This is a genomic window from Ensifer sp. 22460 (assembly GCF_052044935.1).
Lineage (GTDB): Bacteria > Pseudomonadota > Alphaproteobacteria > Rhizobiales > Rhizobiaceae > Ensifer.
Genome location: NZ_JBQENZ010000007.1, coordinates 65,921 through 82,156, shown reverse-complemented (window position 1 = coordinate 82,156; position 16,236 = coordinate 65,921). Strand labels below are relative to the sequence as shown.

The following is a 16,236-nucleotide window of genomic DNA, read 5'->3' as shown; positions in this document are numbered from 1 at the left end:
GGCAGAACTGCTCCGGATACCCCTGCTTGGCGGAAAAGTTTGGCGAAAGATATGCAAGGCCGCCGGACGGGAGCTGTATGACCCATGACCGAACCCTACCAACCCCCCTGTGGCGTCGCACAGAACTCGAAGCCAGAGACCCGACCGATTTCGTACGTTTTGTAATGCTCTCGATACTCAACCCGGTCGATCGAGGCGCCTCTAGGCCCCGCTGCCATTAGCGTCCCCGCAATGTGTGGGGCCTACTGAGGCCACTGATGCTCGCAATTCTCGCCAAGCCGGGCGCTGGTTCGCCTAAGGGGGCGCGACAGCCAAATTCACAGCGGGCCTTTTTATCCTTCGCCGGATCGCGCTAGTGGAAGCCTTGCGTGCGAGGGCTTCGTGCGGAAAGCGCCATTAACTGTCTTGTTGTTCACAGTGCTGACCGCCTGCCAGGGCAGCTATGTTGGCGGCATTTCGAGACCATTTGGTGGTAGCAAATGCCACCGAGCACGACTTAATCACCTGTTTTTAATGCCGGAACGTCGTGGCCTCACACGATCTGGGGCTTCACCGACGGGACGGAGCCGGGCGCGCCTGCCTCGTCATCCACATCAGATGGCAACTGGCCGTTCGGAGTGAGGTCGTCAACGGCCGTCGGAAGGTCGCGGCTCAAACGGCTTAGAATTTCCTCGGGGGGCAAGCCTGTGCGTGCCGAGAGGTCGTTGAGGACCTCCGGGCCAAGCACCTCGGACAGCTCGCGATCGCCGACTGGCTTATTCTCCCCGGGGCGAACCCAGGAATTAGCCGTTTCGCCGTGCCCCTTCTGTTCAAATCGCCGGAGCAACTCGCCAAGACTTCCCCCGAGCCCACCTCCTGAGGCAGCGCCCCCAAACAGGCCACCAAGACCTCCGAGACCACCCATGCCCGTTTGGCTGCCGCCCGCCAGTCCTCCGAGAAGATCGCCCAATCCTCCGCCCGCTTGCGGTTGACCATCAGGTCCGAGCTGTGCCGGGTTTCTGAGCCCGTTCAACAACTCGCCAATTTTATCCCGATTCTGGTAGCCGGCGACCGCCAAAACCCCCAGAAGCGCCTTCAATGCGTTGCTAACCATTGCTCGTCTCCCTGACAGGTTGCTGTTTGTTGATCGCTGCGGCTTTTTCTGGTCGCCGCTGTGGGTCGCATAACCGTCAACGTCCCGGCACCTTCCAGGTTCCGTTGAAATCGCCAGGTGCAAGGCGAAATCGGCCCCCGCTGTTCACCACACAAACAGGAGCCAGCAGGTACTCATATTCGTTTGACGCGGAATCGCCGCAGTGGTTGCTGCCTGCCAGAATGGATCCTGAGCCTAGTGCTCCGTTGGGCGCTAGTGTCGCGTGCTTTCGGACGCAAGCTCTATGTATCGCCCGATCGACCAGAGGTAGGCGGTGATCTCCTGCCGAAGTGCGTCGCAGTCGCCGTACTTCTCACTGATCCGCGCAACCTCCTCAAGTGACGCGTTGCTTGGTTGCATGTCGCCGGCGACGTAAGTGTACCGGCCTACGGCGCAGATGTCGCAACCGGCTTCGATCATCTCGTCGACGAAATCGTGGACTTCACTTGCCCTCATCAGGCGCTGCTTGCGATTGGGCATCCCCGTCTTCCTCCAATGGCGAGATCCAACAGGTGTAAAACACCGGGCCAGAGAACCGCTATTGTAGGATTCGCCTAGGTAGATTTCGGGGTAGCGTATGCCCAGATTGGATGGACCTCAGAGCGCGCGGGGTGGGTTTGTGGGATGCTGCTAAAGCCGATCTCATGCTTCATGGCGCAGCTTTCCCGCCCGTATTTTTCTGTTATCCGACGAACCTCTTCGGTTGCGAAGGCGCCTTTGCGCGGCCTTAAGGGGGGAAGTCCCATGAACCTTTTCCTCCCCCCTACGATTTGTAATGCTCTCGATCCTCAACCCGGTCGATCGAGGCGCCTCTAGGCCCCGCTGCCATTTGCGTCCCCGCTAGGTGTGGGGCCTACCGCGGCCATCAATGCTCGCAATTCTCGGCAAAAGCCCGGGCGCTGGTTCGCCTCACCCGTTCAGCGGGGCCTTTTTTATCTAACCAACTCCGCAGATGGGGAGGCGGGACTACTGCCACCCGTTGCGCAAGTTTCGCTCCGATGGCCCGGCGTCGGTCGCCGGGGTCCGACCTTTATCCAGTGGACCGTTCGGAAATGGTCCGACGGGACACCCGACACGTACGACAACCCGATCGGCGCCCGCTATATCCTCAGCAACCCTGCGGATAAACTCGTCCGCGCCGGCGGCACTTACTTGGCCCTCGATCACGACGCTGTTTCCGAGCACTCTAAAGCAGAGGCCTTGCGTATCAAATGGAGCTTCGGCCGCCAGCGCATATTTTAGGGAGGCGATAAGTCCCGAGGAATCAGACCCCTCGCCGGAGCGACAGCCAAATTCGGGTGGGATTAGGATCATCGCCAGAACTCCTTTATTGGAGTTCCAACCCGTCCGTACGAGCATTGTTCCAGGCGCGCGCGCTTGATGGCCATTAGCCTGTGGAGACTGCGCAAAGAAACGGCCCCGTCGGGGGAGAGCGGGGCCTCGGCACGGAACAGTGCCAATGGGCTCCATTCTGGGCATGGTGGATGGAGACTCAGCCTAGATCCGCGGGGGTGGTGGATCGTAGGCACGCGAAAAACGCACGCTCGACGGAAAGGTTCCTTGGGCAAACAAAGCGGCCCCAAAAGGAAAAAGATGGGGCCGGAAAGAGCGTGTGCGTCGTCTGCCCCGGATCGCCATATCCGGGAGTGCTAAAGTAACGGATGCGCGTCGCCGTGGTTCCGTGCTCGTGGTATTTTCGCAGAATCTAATCTAACACTTTGACCATGACCGCCGAACACTATCAGCCCCGCTACCAGTGGACTCGCCAGTGAGCCAAAAAGAATGGCCCCGAAAGGCGACGACGGGGCCAAGAGTGTGCTGTGCAAACGGGCTCCAGAGGGAAGGGTGCGGAGCCGCTCTAACAACGCGCGGTAATCAAAGTCGTTCCGCGCCGTTTTTTCATCAAGGACGCGACGACGATGGCCCCATGCCGCGATACTCAGGCTGAAAGAACGTGCATTCGAAACGGCTGGTCAGGGCCGTTAGCAGCGCATGTGTGATCGCCGCCTTGGCATAGTCCCGTTTGCTGGCATCAATGCCGACGAAATCCTTAGCTATCGCCTCGGGCACCTCCCAGAGAGCTCGTCCGCCAATAGTTCGACGGTCTCTGCTTCGTCTATTGCCACACCGTCCCGCTCGATACGGTGATTGCCGCGGATGCCGGCGACGATGGACTGAGCAATCCAATGAGCGCTCGATTTCTCGCGCCGCCGTGATCGGCCAGTGCCGGCGAACGCTCGCTTTATTGGCTCCCGTGTGGTCACGAGGCGGATGTAGATGCCTTGATCAAGGCTCCGGAGATCGGTCATGGGATCACGCCTGCTTCGAAGGAGGCCAGACCGCCGGCCGGTGCTAGAAACAGAACCATTTGGACGGGCCCTTGCCGATGGCAAAGCCGAAGCCGCCCCATTCCTTGCAGCCAGGGTGCTCGCAGAGGTGCGCCTGGGGCCTTCGGTTGACTTCTTTGCGGCGAATGGATCGTCGCTCACAGTAGGCCTCCCTCCCCAAATTTGGGGAATTCGAATGCTAAAGATTGTTCTTCTTTTGTTCTTGCATTATCTCAACCTCATGGTCGAGACAATTGGCGAAGCTTTCAGCCTCGGATGGCGCCTCAAGGCGCGCTGCGCCTATGGCAAGCGCGAGGGCCTGAAGTCTATCCGCGACTGCACATGGACCTATGATCTCGACATGCTGACGCTCGTCACGACGCGCGGCCGCGACTTTCCCCTCGCAATACTTGCTTCCCGGCTCCGGTGCCCCCGCTGCGGGTCGCGTCTGGTGTCGGTGGTCTTTATCCCGCCGGCGGATGGAGATCTGAGGAGGGGCGCGGCCTAGCCTTCAATGCACCGCCGCTGGCTTTGCTTTGCGAAGGAGCACGCCGGCGGCCTCGTCGAACATGCGGTCCTTGGCGTCCAGCGCGAACCAATGATTATGTGCAAGCTCGATCAGCGCGTCGGCTACTTCGTCTAAGTGGGTATTGGCTGGGCCGTTGAATAGCAAACTGTGCAATGCTGAGGGCGCAGATGACGGTGTAGAAGGTAAAGGCGTCGTGAAATCTGGATTGTCTGTCATGTCGGCCCTCCTACTAGCGACTGTTACCATTTTCGTCATACCGTGCGGACGGATAATTCCATTGTTGATGAGCGCTCTTCGCTCGTCCATGTGTAGGTAGCCATTCTCAACCTTTCGTTGGCAATCTGCGGTCTTGAGGGCGGCGGCGCGAGCGCCCCGTTGATCAAGGTGGCATTCCTCTATCAAAAGTATAAATGCAACGCGTGCGTGCGCGAGATAGCTCTAATGTACTACGGAGGTGTCTTCGCCCGTCGTGCGTTAATGCATGATGGCTAAAACACCGCGAAAGAAGCCACTTCCCGAACCCCCGGCCGACCCAATGCCGCGGCGGGTCCGGCCGTGCGTGGCAACGCTCGTGGACAAGCCGCCGAAAGGTCCGGAGTGGGCCTATGAAGTGAAGTGGGACGTGTGTGGACGCCCCGGAAGATGCAAGCGGAATCATCCTTATGGCGTTCGATCTCCTCTATCTGGACGGCCACGACCTGCGATCATTGCCGCTGGCGGAACGCCGACGCCGGTTAGAGCCGATCGTTGCCGGCAGGACAGGCGCGATTCGCTTCTCGGAGGAGGTGCACGCCGACGGCGCCGAGTTCTTCCGTGCGGCGTGCGAGCTCGGCCTCGAAGGGATTATCGCCAAGCGGCGGGACAAGCCCTATCACTCTGGCCGCCGCCCCGAGTGGCTCAAGATCAAATGCGCGCGCCGGGACTGGTTCGTGATCGTCGGCTATGAGCCCTCGACGATGCCAGGAGCGATTGGCCGGCTGCTCCTGGCGGCAAGGAAGGGCGACGATCTCGTCTATGTTGGCGGTTGCGGCACTGGATGGAACAACAAGGAATCCGTCGCGCTTCGCGAATTGCTCAACGCAATCCCGGCTGAGAAGCCGCCGGTAGGATTGAAGCGCAAGGGGGCGGTTTTCGCCCGTCCGCTACTAGTTGCGGACGTCGAGTATCGCGCGTGGACACAAGATGGAAAGCTTCGGCATCCTTCCTTCAAAGGGGTGCGAGAGATGGAAGGACCATTCGATGTCTACGAGATCAATGCGCAGCCAACTTGAACTGCAGTGCAGTAAGTCTGCCGTGTTATTTAGTCTTCTCTAAATTTTAACGTGTGCTATCGTCTGCCGCAGGGATCTGTAGTTTTGGTTTGAGGGGACCAGATGTGCGCGAACCACACCAGTTAAGCCGCCGTGCTCTGTTGCTCGGCCCACTTCTGCTTCTACTTCCAAATGACGCCGAGGCGCGCCGTAGTAGCGGCCGATGGGGAGGTGGAGGCGGCGGCCGAAGTCGTTCGCCCTTCGGACTGCTCATAGGCGGCGTGGTAGTTTGCGCGATACTTGTAGCCAATTCCGTGTTTGGTAAAGACCTGCCTTCAAAAGGGACAGGCAAGCTGCGAGCGTCGCGTGAGGCCGTGGGGAGGTCCGCCAAATTCAATGCGACCAAACGCACGGCGCCGCCGCGAAGGGGTTTATCGCCCTGGGTGGTTGTGTTGCCTCTCGCTGGCGTCGTGATAGGTGGAGCCTACGGCTGGGCGACCGTGCCGCCGGAAGACACCATTTCCGCAACCTTCCCCATATGCACATCGAGCGTGCGAACAACGTGCGTCGTGGATGGTGATACGTTCTGGCTCGAGGGCATCAAGTACCGGATCGCGGACATAGATACGCCTGAGATCAGCGAGTCGCGTTGCGCCGAAGAGAAGGCGCTGGGTGAGCAAGCCACGATCCGTCTCCAATCGCTTCTGAATGCCGGCGCCTTCGGCCTCAGGGCGGGTCTACGCGACGAGGACAAATACGGCCGAAAACTGCGTGAGGTCTACCGCGGCGGTCAATCACTCGGCGCTCAACTCGTCGACGAAGGCCTGGCGCACCGTTGGGTTGGTTTCAAGCAGTCGTGGTGCGGCTAGAGGTTTCCAAGAGCCGCTCATTGTCTCCGAGGTTGGGTATCAAGCGCCGGTGATTGACGCTCGAGAGCGTAGAGCGGTGAGGGGTAAGTCTAACATTTCGCAAATGATTCAAAGGGGGGTAATCGCCCTTCACTTTCCCCACTAAACGTTGTTTTCGTTGAGAATTGCTCGCGCAGGTGTTTGCAATCGGCAAGCAGCGTTCGGATAGTGGCTTCGGCATCGCCGTTATGCCAAGCGAGCGCCGCCGCGACTTCGACTGGTTCGATTTCGGGCTCGGCCGCAGGCATGACTCCTCCTCCACCACCGTCCAGGCGGTTATCCGGTCCTCTTCAGTTCGTTTGATTGGCGCACACATCGCCGTCGAATGTTCGTATTATGTTCTCGCGGTGACGGGAGTCAATGGTGCTTGCCGCCAGGCTTGCTATGGGCCCTGATTCAACGCCGGTCCTGCTCGGAGGAGGTGAGGCCTTGTGGCGAGGTACGCGACGTCTTGTCGCCCACATTGCCGACGTCCGGGCGAAGATCACCGACCACAGGCGCATCGAGCGCGTTCTCGATGAGGTCGTTGCGCAGTGCGCAGACGGCGCTCCTGGTCGAAACTCTGTTTCAGGAGTGAACTGTCAACTGATCGAGTTGAGGGGCGCCTATGCCGCGCCCCGGACCTCGCTTCTATGAGCGTCGCTTTGCTGCGCTTGCATCCAGTCGGCGATCGCCGGCTTGTCGACCGACATTGCCATTCCGATGTTCGGCTACAAGAACCATGCGGGTATCGACCGGGCGCACGGCTACATCCGGGGATGGACTGTGACGGGTGCGATCGCCCATGACAGCGCTCAACTCCGGAATGTCGTGACTGGGACAAAACGGCATCGACGATCTGGGCCGACAGCACCCCAAAGGACTATGGGTGGCGGTGGCCGGCGCGGCTTGCCGGGCGCACAGCAAAGGCGCAGAATGCCGGCCGCTGGGGCAATGGTTCATCTTGGGAGGAGCGAACCATGAAGGATATGAGCCTCACCAATCTGCAAGCGGGAGTAACAATGATCAGCGCCGCGGCGATCCAGGTGCTGGCGGGACGGTTGCGCGGTCGCGTCCTGAACGCGACCGACGCCACCTATGACGAGGCGCGGACGATCTGGAACGCCATGATCGACCGCAGGCCCGGACTGATCGTCCAATGCGCCGGGGCTGCCGATGTCGTCAATGCGGTTCGTTTCGCGGCTGAGAACCACTTGCTCGTCGCCGTGCGCGGCGGCGGGCACAACATTGCCGGCAACGCGGTCTGCGACGGCGGCCTGATGATCGACCTGACGCCGATGAAATCGGTGCGTGTCGATGCGACTACGAAGAGGGCCTGGGTCGAGCCGGGGGCGACGCTTGCCGATGTCGACAAGGAGACGCAGGCATTCCGCCTCGCGCTGCCGACCGGCATAAATTCCACGACCGGCATTGCCGGCCTGACGCTCGGCGGTGGCTTTGGGTGGATCACGCGCAAGTTCGGTTTGACGATCGATAACCTGCTTTCGGCCGATGTGGTCACGGCGAGCGGCGAACTGGTGCGGGCCAGCCCGACGGAGCACCGCGACCTCTTCTGGGGCTTAAGAGGTGGCGGCGGGAATTTCGGCGTCGTCACGGCATTCGAATTCGAACTGCACGATCTCGGGCCGGAGGTCCTCTCCGGGCTCGTCGTCCATCCCTTCGCCGACGCGGAAAGCGTCCTCCAGCAGTACCGGCAGGCGCTTGAAAACGCGCCGGACGAACTCACCTGCTGGGTGGTGATGCGGCAGGCTCCACCGCTGCCGTTCCTTCCTGCCGAGTGGCACGGCAAGGAAGTGCTCGTGCTCGCAATGTGCTATTGCGGCGATCTCGAAGCGGGCGAGAAGGCGACGGCCGGCCTGCGCGCGATCGGCAGGCCGATCGCCGACGTCGTCGCGCCGCATCTCTTCGTCGGCTGGCAGCAGGCCTTCGATCCATTGCTGGCGCCGGGCGCGCGTAACTACTGGAAGAGCCATGATTTCATGGAGCTTTCCGATCAGACCACGGGCTTTCTGCTCGATGCCATCCGGCAACTGCCGGGGCCGGAATGCGAGATATTCATCGGCCATGTCGGCGGGGCTGCCGGTCGCATCGCGGTCGAGGAGACTGCCTTCCCGCAGCGCGGCTCGCATTTCGTGATGAATGTGCACGCCCGCTGGCGCGATCCGGCGATGGACCAGGCCTGCATCGATTGGGCGCGGCATCTCTTCGAGGCCGCCAAGCCCCATGCCGCTGGCACAGCCTACGTCAATTTCATGCCGGAAGACGAGGTCGACCGGGTCGAGGCGGCCTATGGCGGCAACTACCAACGACTTGTGGAGGTCAAGCGGCGTTACGACCCACAGAACCTCTTCCGGGTGAACCAGAACGTTCGGCTGATCGAGGAACGCGGGGCGGCCTGAACCGCGATGCACAGGAGGAAATGTGTGTTGTCACGTTGATTTTGGGCCTAAGCTTTCGATCGAAAGCCCTGCCGCATTCGTTCCCGTTTTCGAAACGGCGGTGAGAATTCTCGGCGCGGTTGTTCAAGCCTTGTGCGAGCGATGCTCGACGTTAGGCATAACCTGACGCTTTGCGGCTGAATATGATTTCAGCTTGTCGGTGACGATGCGGGGCGAACAGCCCTGCTTCCTCAAAAGCCGCATCAGCAATCGCTTGGCGGCCTTGGTGTCGCGGCGGGTCTGGACGATCTCGTCGAGAACATATCCATCTTGATCGACAGCCCGCCACAGCCAGCATCAGCGACCATTGATGCGGACGACAACTTCGTCGAGATGCCAGACATATTATAATCGGGGTATTTCGCGCTTATCACGGCCGAGCGGTCGCCTCCTATTAAGGTCTAGCCGTAGTCGCGGCGTCCGGCCTCCTTCAGATGTTGCTGGCGACGTGACTGTGTCGACGCCACTAGATCCGAAGGAAATCACCAGAAATGCCAACTTCGGGAAAGCTGAGCGATTGGCGCATGGTGATGGCTCCGCTCTGCGGGATCATCTCGAGCTTCTGTAAGGCCTCGCGGGATACGATAGTGCTCGTTGCCGCCGTCGTGGTCGCCTCGTCGCTGGCCTCGGTCTTCGCGCCCTACCTTTTCTCGCGGCTTGTCGATCGCCTGACCGATGATCGCTGGCTGGAGACGATTTCTGCGGTTCTTTTGATCTACGCCGTTGTCATCGGGCTCTCGATCGCGCTGCAAAGCATGGTGAAGTACCTCGCCGCGATGAGCGCCGAGGACCTAAATTTCATCGCCGCCACTGGCTTTTTCGAGCGCTTGGTCAAGAAGTCGCCTCGGTTCTTCGTCGAGCACAATCCAGCGGAGATTCAGTCTGCGCAGATGCAGGGAACACAAGCCCTCATCGTCGTAGTGCAACTTGCCTTGATGGTCCTCATACCCGGCTTTGCGCAGCTTGCTTTGACCCTGGCCGTCCTGGGTGCCGCCATTGATGCAAGGGTGGTCCTTGTCGTCCTTGGATATGGGGCGGTGTTTATCTCGCTGACCTATTTCTCGAACAAATGGACGCGGCCGCACCTCGAAAAAGCGACGACGGCCGGGCAAGCCAATGCGCAGTTGGTGGGTAACGCGATTTCCTCGATGGAGACGTTGCGTTACTTTGGAAGCTGCGGATGGATGAGTGACCGCTACAGACGCGGCGCTGAAGAGGTCCTTCACAACTGGCGGAGCTATTGTCTGAAACGGATCGCCTATGCTGGCGTCTACGGTCTCGCTCTTGCGATTCAGTTCGCGATCGCTTTCACCATCTTCCTGCCCCGCTACCGAGAAGGGACCGTCTCCGTCGGCGACATCGTGCTGTTCAATGCACTCCTTCTTCAACTCAACCAGCCTTTCGAGATGGTTGGTCTCGCGATCGAGAGCCTGGTGAGATCCTATGCGCAATTCAGGCCCTTCGCCCAGATGTGGGCGTCTCCGGAGGAGAGTGACCGGACTGCAGCGCGCGGTGAACTCGCCTCCGTCGGCGGACGGCTCGAATTCAAGAACGTCGGTTTTTCCTATGACGACGGGCGTGGAATAGCGGACGTCAGCTTTATCGCCCAGCGAGGAGCCATCACCTTCATTATCGGCGAGACCGGTTCGGGAAAATCGACGGTTCTCCGGCTGGCGTTGAAAACTGTCGAACCTTCCAAGGGGCAAATTCGTGTCGACGGCGTCGACCTCTTCGAGGTCAACCGACGGGATTGGTATGCATCGGTCGGCATCGTGCCGCAGGAAGTGATGCTGCTCAACGATACGCTAGCGGCCAACATCGCTCTGGGCCGACCGATCGATCAGCAGCGACTGCGCGTGGCCGCTGCGAAGGCGGCGATCCTCAATCGGATCGAAGAATTTCCCGATGGGTTCTCAACGATCGTCGGAGAGCGTGGCCTGAAACTGTCCGGTGGCGAACGTCAGCGAATTGCAATTGCCAGGGCGCTTTACGGCGAACCGAAGTTTCTGTTGCTGGACGAAGCGAGTTCCGCCCTCGATGAGGCGACGGAAGCAGCTATCATGGACCATATTCGGAGGGTCGCAGGCGAAGTCACCGTCTTGGCGATCACCCACCGCAAGTGCACAATCCGTCAGACAGACAACGTCATTGATCTCAGCGATCGGACGCGCGTAACTGAAGGCGTATAACGCCGCGGCGATTTGCGATCACATGTAAGGCGAAGGGCGCTGGTTGGCGCCGGCCTGTGCCGTGACGATTCCGGCGAGGCGTGCGTATCGTCTGAAAACCTCATCGACAAAGCGCGCTACCTCGTTCCGGTGGTTGGGTTGTCTGGTCAAATTGGGCACTGGGGCGGCGTAAAGGTCAAAATTGCTGTAGATATAGTATCGGTAGTGAATCGTTTTGCCCCAGATATAGCGCATGATCGTCCAATCGACCTCCGCCATGCACTTCGACGCTATCACAAGGAATTTCCTGTCGAAATCAGTGTATTGCCCCCTCTCGATCGCACGGAAGCCTGAAGGTGTGGCAATCCATTCAAAAACCTCCCAATGCCAAGACAGTAGCACGTTCTGCACGATGGCATCTTTCAGTTCGGCCCTGCCATCGTCGGAAGTGGGGCTGTGCTGCTTGGCAACGAGTTGGCGCGCAATATTGAAGGCCTCCTCGATGTAATGCGCCTTGAGAGGCGGAATAAAGAATCCCTTCGACGGGATACTGTCGAGCGCGTCTTGCTGGGCGAGGCGGATAAGGGCCTCGCGAACCGGCATGACGCTTGTTCCGATATCGTGCGCTAACGGTTTGGCAGCAACGCCGCCAACAATGAAGTGAGGGCGCGCAAAGATTTGTTCGCACACCTGCTCGTAGATTAAATGGTTGATGAGAAACCCCACCATTCCCCCCTTTCTCTGTTCAAAGGGCTGTGCTGTCTCCTGATCTATTGAGGGAGGCGAATGCCACCCAAGGTCCCGATGGCCACTACGGGAGGCAAAACGTCAGCGCAAAGCGATTGCACACGAAGGCAAGAAAATTCTTCAACGCTGGATTCGAGTTGTCTTCGTGCCAATACCCAGAATATGCGATCAAGCAGGGGCCGTGAGAGGCACGCACCTCCCGCAAGACAATGTTTGGATACTGCAATCCTGCCGCACCTTCGCAGGTGATGGTTACGCCGATCCCAGCGCCCAGCATGTTCATGATCGACTCACGGCTGACCGGCTGCATCTTGATTTTCGGACGGATCCCGAATGCCGATAGATGACCCAATAGCATGTCGTGAATCTCGGGTCCCGGATCATTGGCCGTGAGCCAGAAAGTCTCATCGCGCAGGTCGGACCACTGCACGGACGGATATGCAGCGAGCGGGTAATCCGCCGCCATCGCGACGAGCAAGCGTTCACTCCAGAAGGCGGCCCTTTTGATTTCAGAATAGCTTGCCTCGCCGGGCAATATGGCGATATCGACCGCGCGCTCCTTCAGACCGTTCACTAGATCCAAGCGCTGAGCTTCAACGGCACAGATCTCCACGTTGGGATTGCTTTCGCGCCAACTGAGCAGTGTCGTGTGGAGGTTGCCGGCGGAAACCGGGACATTATAGCCGATAGACAGATCCCCGACGCGTCCTTGTCCGGCAGCACGCATGCTCGCAGCTAGCTGATCGACTTTGCTGACGATGCGGCGCGCCTCGCGAACGAACTCCCTGCCAACCCGAGTAGTCGAAACCCCTGAAGTCGTCCGAATGAACAACGTCGCGCCTAGACGCTCTTCCAAGCGGAAGATGCTCCGGCTAAGCGTCGATCGTTTGATATTGAGTGCCTCCGAAGCGCGATGGAAGCTGCGACAGTCCGCAGCTGCGATTGCATGACGAAGCTGGCGAATATCGAATGGCATGTTTCTTCTCCCGTCGGCGCAGAGCACCTTTCGCCCCATAGCGCCGACCGACGAGGTTGGCCGCGTGACAAGTTTTGTGGGGCGCCATTGCCAGAGCCGAGCGATCTGAGTGAAACGCAGCCGCGCCTTCGTTACACAGTGTCCGCCGAACGACGGACGGGCACTGGGAAGGTCCGATCGTAGGCAAGGTTAAAGCCGAAAGCGTAGACCATGTAGAAAACTGCGATCGACACATCCATCACGAATGTGTCCCAGAGCGACATGCCGAGATACCACGAGACCGGGGGGATGAGCATGATCAGAAAGCCGATCTCGAACAGGGCCGTGTGCAGGAGGCGCAGCGCGTAGGTCTTCGTCGTATTCCCGACGAGGCGCAGCATCGTGTGTTCAAAGCCGAGATTGAAACCGAAATTCCAGATGGTCGCTAAGGCCGATGCGAAAATGCCGACGACGCCCATGTGACTTGCGGGCTGGTCGAACACGTAAGCCCCGGCCGGCGTGACGATAGCCAATCCGAGCGCCTCAAACAGGACCGCATGCCGCATTCGATCAGGGAAAGTGCGCATAGTAGACACGACGAAATCTTCCTTCTCTGTTGCGTGACCGCGACCTTTCTATCTGTATGATGAGGTGCATCAAGTTAGGTATTATCTGGAATATAGATAGGTTTCGGTTTGCAGGGGTCAGCTTGACGCTTATCTGGCACCCGGCGCACACGGGTCGTTTTCCGCTGTTGCCAGCGGTCTGCGAAAGGCGCCGGCGCCCGACAGTACTCAGCTAGGAAATCTTGAGCAGGATCTTGATGTCGGGCGGTACAACCGATGGGGACGCACCCCGCACTTACATCGGCCGAGGATCGGCTCCTACCAGGAGCCAAGGTAAAGCTCGATCATCGAGACCGCCCGATCGGTCACCCGAGCAAAGATTTGGCCGCTAGGGAGAGTGCTCTGGCAGCACACCTGGAATGTCGGAAGTGTTTGCAAATACAATAGCTTATATCGACGCATTTGCAGCTATAAATGGAAACATTTGGACATAATCGCGTGGGCAGCGGAAGGTTCTGGCGTTAGCAACGTCATCGAAAGGAAAGGACAATGAACACCTTCAAATCGATCGCACCCATGAAGCGTAGCAAGCGGATGGCCCGTGCCACCAAATTTCTGATGCAGGGCGACAGCAACCGCTTCCGCTACTGACAGTTGGGCGCGCGGAGGCCGCTATGATCACATTCGAGCTGCAGCTGAATGAGTGCCTCCGCGCGCCGCTTCTGAAGGGCAAGACGTGTCGTCTGGGCGATCGGTCATTTGTTAAAGCCTTCTCGCATCCAACGATATCGATGGAGCTCATGTTGGCTGAAGGACGTTGGCTGATCGTCGTTCATGAACGCGGTAGGGAGGAAGGTTCCGTCACACTCCATCCTTCCGGGGAGATGCTGTCGGAATCTGCCTACGAGGAGGCCTTTCGCGAAATCGTCGGTTTTCCGAATGAACTCTTTGCGATCGAATGCGCCTACGGCGCCGGCGCGACCCGCATAAGGCTCCTGTCGGGATCGAATGGAACCTGTCCGATCTACGTCTCCGGAGAGGGGCCGAAGTTAACGGGCAGCTGGGACGTCCTGATGCTTGCTCGTGATCGGTCGAACAAGTGCTTCGACCAACAGTTTCTTATTCACGCCGCTTATCGGGCAGTATATTCGACCCGTACCCCATACCATGGCGTCGCCATGATGCCGCCCTGGTCAGTCATCAACTGGGACGGCGGCACGCCGAGCCTGACAGGGCCGGAACCAGACCTTGACTTCGATGGGCCAATCGATGTCCACAAGGCGCGTGCCTTATCCGACTTCAGCTCGTTACTGGATGACGTCTGGAAGACACGAGCGCTTGTTCCGGCCGCGACCGCGATTGAACTGAGCGGGGGCTACGACTCGGCGGCCGTTGCGTTGTCGTTTGCAAGGAGCGTCGGGCACGGTGCGCGTCATCTGTCGATCCTGATGCCCAATGCGAGCCTTTCGGCAAGCCAGGAGAAGCGCATCTCCACCGTAGTTTCGGCCTGCCGCGCGAATTCGCGGATTCTATCGATGCGGGATTACCTACCCAGTTACGCGAACCTGGCGCGATTTCAGAGCCTCTATTACCAGAGCGAATCCTACTACGCGGCATTCCACAAGCTGTGGGCCGGTGCCCGTCAGGCAGGCGCAGACACGGTCATCAGCGGCCATGGCGGCGACGAACTGTTCCCGACATTTCAGGGCGAAAAGTTTGAAACCGATCGTCTGCGGCATGCAGTCGGGCCGGATCCGAGCTTCGTCGAAGGTCAGTTCCTGAATTGCCTGACGAAACCAGCAAGGGAACTGGCTGAGGCACCGCTCTGGGGCGCGGCCGGGGTGGCGCCGAGCAGGACATCCGCGCTCTCAGCGATGGCACGTCACACGCCGCTGGTCATGCAAGAAGGCGTGTGGCCGCTCTATCCGCTGTGCAACGTCCCGTTGGTGCGCTTCTGTCATGCGTTGCCGTTCGAGCTTCGCTTTGAAAAGGCGCTTCTCTTATCCTACATCGAGCATTCGATCCCAAGCACATCGATCTTCCGCAACTACCAGAAGGAAAATTTCCTTGATGGTGACATTTCCGGATTGTTGAAGGAAGAAAACAAAATCAGATCGTTGGTGCGCGACATGGCGGTGTATGACTTCGACCTCGTACTGCCACGACAATTTCGAGCGGATGTCGAGCGGTTCTACGATTCGAAATCGTTTGAGCTACTGCACCACATTTGCTCGATCTTGCATCTGGAGGCCTTTTTTCGGGAGAGTGCATATGCGTGACGTTGAGGACCTCAAGAATGCCGAGCGCACCCTGTCCAGGGTTCTGGATCAGGGCAACCTTCATCTGGAGCTTGTGCTCAACGGGGTGAATAAGACTTTCGCCGGGCGCTGCGAGCAAGGCGATTTCTATCTTCGACTGTCCCCGGAACGTCTCCACTCGTCCGTCGAGTTAAAGCGCGAGGCGAAGATCCTAACCTGCATCACGGACCACGAACAAATCGCAGCAAAGCCATTCATGGATCCGCAACATGCGGGAACCGCCTTCGTGTGGGATGGCGCGCCCTATTTTGGAATTGCCACCACCGTCGCGCCCGGAGATCCGTACGATAATTCAGTCGGTCAGTTGAGACCGTTCGGGCGGGCGCTTGGGAAACTGCACGCCATTCCCATAACCGGAAAGGTCGAGCGGGTGGACAGCGCACCCCATCTGGCCGCATCGGGAAAATTGGTCGAAGCGATCTCCCTGGTCCAAGGTGCGATCTTCCAATGGTCAAATCGCGGCGAGCCGACCAGCTCAGGCAAGACTTCCATCCGGCACGGCGATGCCTGGCCGGGGAACGGACGCTTTGGCGAATCCAGGGTAACCCTTTTCGATTTCGAGCACACATCCATTGGAGATCCGGTAGCAGATGTCGCCAACGTCGCTTGGTGGCTGACCGGTCTTCAACAGCCAGCTGAGATCAAATCCCAATTGTGGAACGCCTTCCTGGAAGGCTATGAAGAGACACAGGATGGGGAGAGGGCGGATATGTCCAGTCTTCCATACCATGTTCTCTCGGTCGAACTCCGATCGCTATTATTTCTGCGGGACTTTATCAAGCTCTCGCTGGAAGTGGAGAAAAGCGTCATCGCCGGGACGCAACATCTCGTTGGCGTGTGGCGAAACCGTGCTGTCCCCGAAAGCGGATTTCTGCAGGATGGCTGGTAAACCGCGGAT

At 59.1% G+C, this 16,236-nt stretch carries 14 protein-coding genes and 1 pseudogene; 7 read left to right on the top strand and 8 right to left on the bottom strand.

Annotated features, from left to right (window positions below; genetic code table 11):
• Positions 1-532: 532 nt before the first annotated feature.
• Together ACTJKM_RS10705 and ACTJKM_RS10700 are read right to left on the bottom strand one after the other, a co-directional pair.
• The gene (locus ACTJKM_RS10705; protein WP_058326579.1) at positions 533-1,093 is read right to left on the bottom strand and encodes a YidB family protein; all 561 of its coding nucleotides are present in this window, start codon (positions 1,091-1,093) and stop codon (positions 533-535) included.
• A 252-nt stretch (positions 1,094-1,345) separates the two neighbouring features.
• The gene (locus ACTJKM_RS10700) at positions 1,346-1,612 is read right to left on the bottom strand and encodes a hypothetical protein (RefSeq protein WP_245296050.1); all 267 of its coding nucleotides are present in this window, start codon (positions 1,610-1,612) and stop codon (positions 1,346-1,348) included.
• Between the two features lie 2,043 nt (positions 1,613-3,655).
• Between ACTJKM_RS10700 and ACTJKM_RS10695 the strand changes: the two genes are divergently transcribed.
• Positions 3,656-3,967, top strand: coding sequence for a hypothetical protein (locus tag ACTJKM_RS10695; RefSeq protein ID WP_058326577.1), 312 nt, complete (start codon positions 3,656-3,658; stop codon positions 3,965-3,967).
• A gap of 3 nt (positions 3,968-3,970) precedes the next feature.
• On the opposite strand, the gene ACTJKM_RS10690 is transcribed toward ACTJKM_RS10695, so the two are convergent.
• Complete coding sequence (locus tag ACTJKM_RS10690) at positions 3,971-4,204, bottom strand: hypothetical protein (RefSeq protein ID WP_156436822.1); 234 nt, start codon at positions 4,202-4,204, stop codon at positions 3,971-3,973.
• A 446-nt stretch (positions 4,205-4,650) separates the two neighbouring features.
• On the opposite strand from ACTJKM_RS10690, the gene ACTJKM_RS10685 reads away from it, so the two are divergent.
• Positions 4,651-5,259: an ATP-dependent DNA ligase gene (locus tag ACTJKM_RS10685; protein WP_440660321.1), complete on the top strand. Its 609-nt coding sequence runs from the start codon at positions 4,651-4,653 to the stop codon at positions 5,257-5,259.
• A 548-nt stretch (positions 5,260-5,807) separates the two neighbouring features.
• Positions 5,808-6,107, top strand: a complete 300-nt coding sequence (locus tag ACTJKM_RS10680; RefSeq protein WP_440660320.1) for a thermonuclease family protein — start codon at positions 5,808-5,810, stop codon at positions 6,105-6,107.
• Between the two features lie 89 nt (positions 6,108-6,196).
• On the opposite strand, the gene ACTJKM_RS10675 is transcribed toward ACTJKM_RS10680, so the two are convergent.
• The gene (locus ACTJKM_RS10675; protein WP_082663768.1) at positions 6,197-6,394 is read right to left on the bottom strand and encodes a hypothetical protein; all 198 of its coding nucleotides are present in this window, start codon (positions 6,392-6,394) and stop codon (positions 6,197-6,199) included.
• Between the two features lie 711 nt (positions 6,395-7,105).
• On the opposite strand from ACTJKM_RS10675, the gene ACTJKM_RS10670 reads away from it, so the two are divergent.
• Entirely contained in the window at positions 7,106-8,545 is a 1,440-nt protein-coding gene (locus tag ACTJKM_RS10670; protein WP_058329910.1) for an FAD-binding oxidoreductase, read from the top strand.
• 56 nt (positions 8,546-8,601) lie between these two features.
• Here ACTJKM_RS10670 and ACTJKM_RS10665 read toward each other — a convergent pair.
• Positions 8,602-8,926: pseudogene (locus ACTJKM_RS10665) on the bottom strand (IS6 family transposase); the annotation flags it as partial.
• 149 nt (positions 8,927-9,075) lie between these two features.
• Between ACTJKM_RS10665 and ACTJKM_RS10660 the strand changes: the two are divergent.
• On the top strand, positions 9,076-10,773 hold the full coding sequence (locus ACTJKM_RS10660) for an ABC transporter ATP-binding protein (protein ID WP_082663769.1): 1,698 nt from the start codon (positions 9,076-9,078) through the stop codon (positions 10,771-10,773).
• A gap of 18 nt (positions 10,774-10,791) precedes the next feature.
• Here ACTJKM_RS10660 and ACTJKM_RS10655 read toward each other — a convergent pair whose 3' ends face one another.
• The 3 genes from ACTJKM_RS10655 to ACTJKM_RS10645 all read right to left on the bottom strand — a co-directional run bounded on the left by ACTJKM_RS10655 (position 10,792) and on the right by ACTJKM_RS10645 (position 13,041).
• The gene (locus ACTJKM_RS10655) at positions 10,792-11,481 is read right to left on the bottom strand and encodes a GntR family transcriptional regulator (RefSeq protein ID WP_058329911.1); all 690 of its coding nucleotides are present in this window, start codon (positions 11,479-11,481) and stop codon (positions 10,792-10,794) included.
• 82 nt (positions 11,482-11,563) lie between these two features.
• Positions 11,564-12,475, bottom strand: a complete 912-nt coding sequence (locus ACTJKM_RS10650; RefSeq protein WP_063893441.1) for a LysR family transcriptional regulator — start codon at positions 12,473-12,475, stop codon at positions 11,564-11,566.
• Between the two features lie 131 nt (positions 12,476-12,606).
• Positions 12,607-13,041, bottom strand: a complete 435-nt coding sequence (locus ACTJKM_RS10645; protein ID WP_058329912.1) for a PACE efflux transporter — start codon at positions 13,039-13,041, stop codon at positions 12,607-12,609.
• A gap of 653 nt (positions 13,042-13,694) precedes the next feature.
• On the opposite strand from ACTJKM_RS10645, the gene ACTJKM_RS10640 reads away from it, so the two are divergent.
• Positions 13,695-15,299 (top strand): asparagine synthase-related protein, encoded by a 1,605-nt coding sequence (locus ACTJKM_RS10640; protein WP_058329913.1) that lies wholly within the window; start codon positions 13,695-13,697, stop codon positions 15,297-15,299.
• Positions 15,292-16,227 (top strand): phosphotransferase family protein, encoded by a 936-nt coding sequence (locus tag ACTJKM_RS10635; protein WP_058329914.1) that lies wholly within the window; start codon positions 15,292-15,294, stop codon positions 16,225-16,227. Before ACTJKM_RS10640 ends, ACTJKM_RS10635 begins: the two co-directional genes overlap by 8 nt.
• Positions 16,228-16,236: the final 9 nt, after the last annotated feature.

Bases quoted from the DNA above. Each gene is read 5' to 3' on its own strand.
- ACTJKM_RS10705 (WP_058326579.1), bottom strand. From the start codon at position 1,093: ATGGTTAGCAACGCATTGAAGGCGCTTCTGGGGGTTTTGGCGGTCGCC.
- ACTJKM_RS10700 (WP_245296050.1), bottom strand. From the start codon at position 1,612: ATGCCCAATCGCAAGCAGCGCCTGATGAGGGCAAGTGAAGTCCACGAT.
- ACTJKM_RS10695 (WP_058326577.1), top strand. From the start codon at position 3,656: ATGCTAAAGATTGTTCTTCTTTTGTTCTTGCATTATCTCAACCTCATG.
- ACTJKM_RS10690 (WP_156436822.1), bottom strand. From the start codon at position 4,204: ATGACAGACAATCCAGATTTCACGACGCCTTTACCTTCTACACCGTCA.
- ACTJKM_RS10685 (WP_440660321.1), top strand. From the start codon at position 4,651: ATGGCGTTCGATCTCCTCTATCTGGACGGCCACGACCTGCGATCATTG.
- ACTJKM_RS10675 (WP_082663768.1), bottom strand. From the start codon at position 6,394: ATGCCTGCGGCCGAGCCCGAAATCGAACCAGTCGAAGTCGCGGCGGCG.
- ACTJKM_RS10670 (WP_058329910.1), top strand. From the start codon at position 7,106: ATGAAGGATATGAGCCTCACCAATCTGCAAGCGGGAGTAACAATGATC.
- ACTJKM_RS10660 (WP_082663769.1), top strand. From the start codon at position 9,076: ATGCCAACTTCGGGAAAGCTGAGCGATTGGCGCATGGTGATGGCTCCG.
- ACTJKM_RS10655 (WP_058329911.1), bottom strand. From the start codon at position 11,481: ATGGTGGGGTTTCTCATCAACCATTTAATCTACGAGCAGGTGTGCGAA.
- ACTJKM_RS10650 (WP_063893441.1), bottom strand. From the start codon at position 12,475: ATGCCATTCGATATTCGCCAGCTTCGTCATGCAATCGCAGCTGCGGAC.
- ACTJKM_RS10645 (WP_058329912.1), bottom strand. From the start codon at position 13,041: ATGCGCACTTTCCCTGATCGAATGCGGCATGCGGTCCTGTTTGAGGCG.
- ACTJKM_RS10640 (WP_058329913.1), top strand. From the start codon at position 13,695: ATGATCACATTCGAGCTGCAGCTGAATGAGTGCCTCCGCGCGCCGCTT.
- ACTJKM_RS10635 (WP_058329914.1), top strand. From the start codon at position 15,292: ATGCGTGACGTTGAGGACCTCAAGAATGCCGAGCGCACCCTGTCCAGG.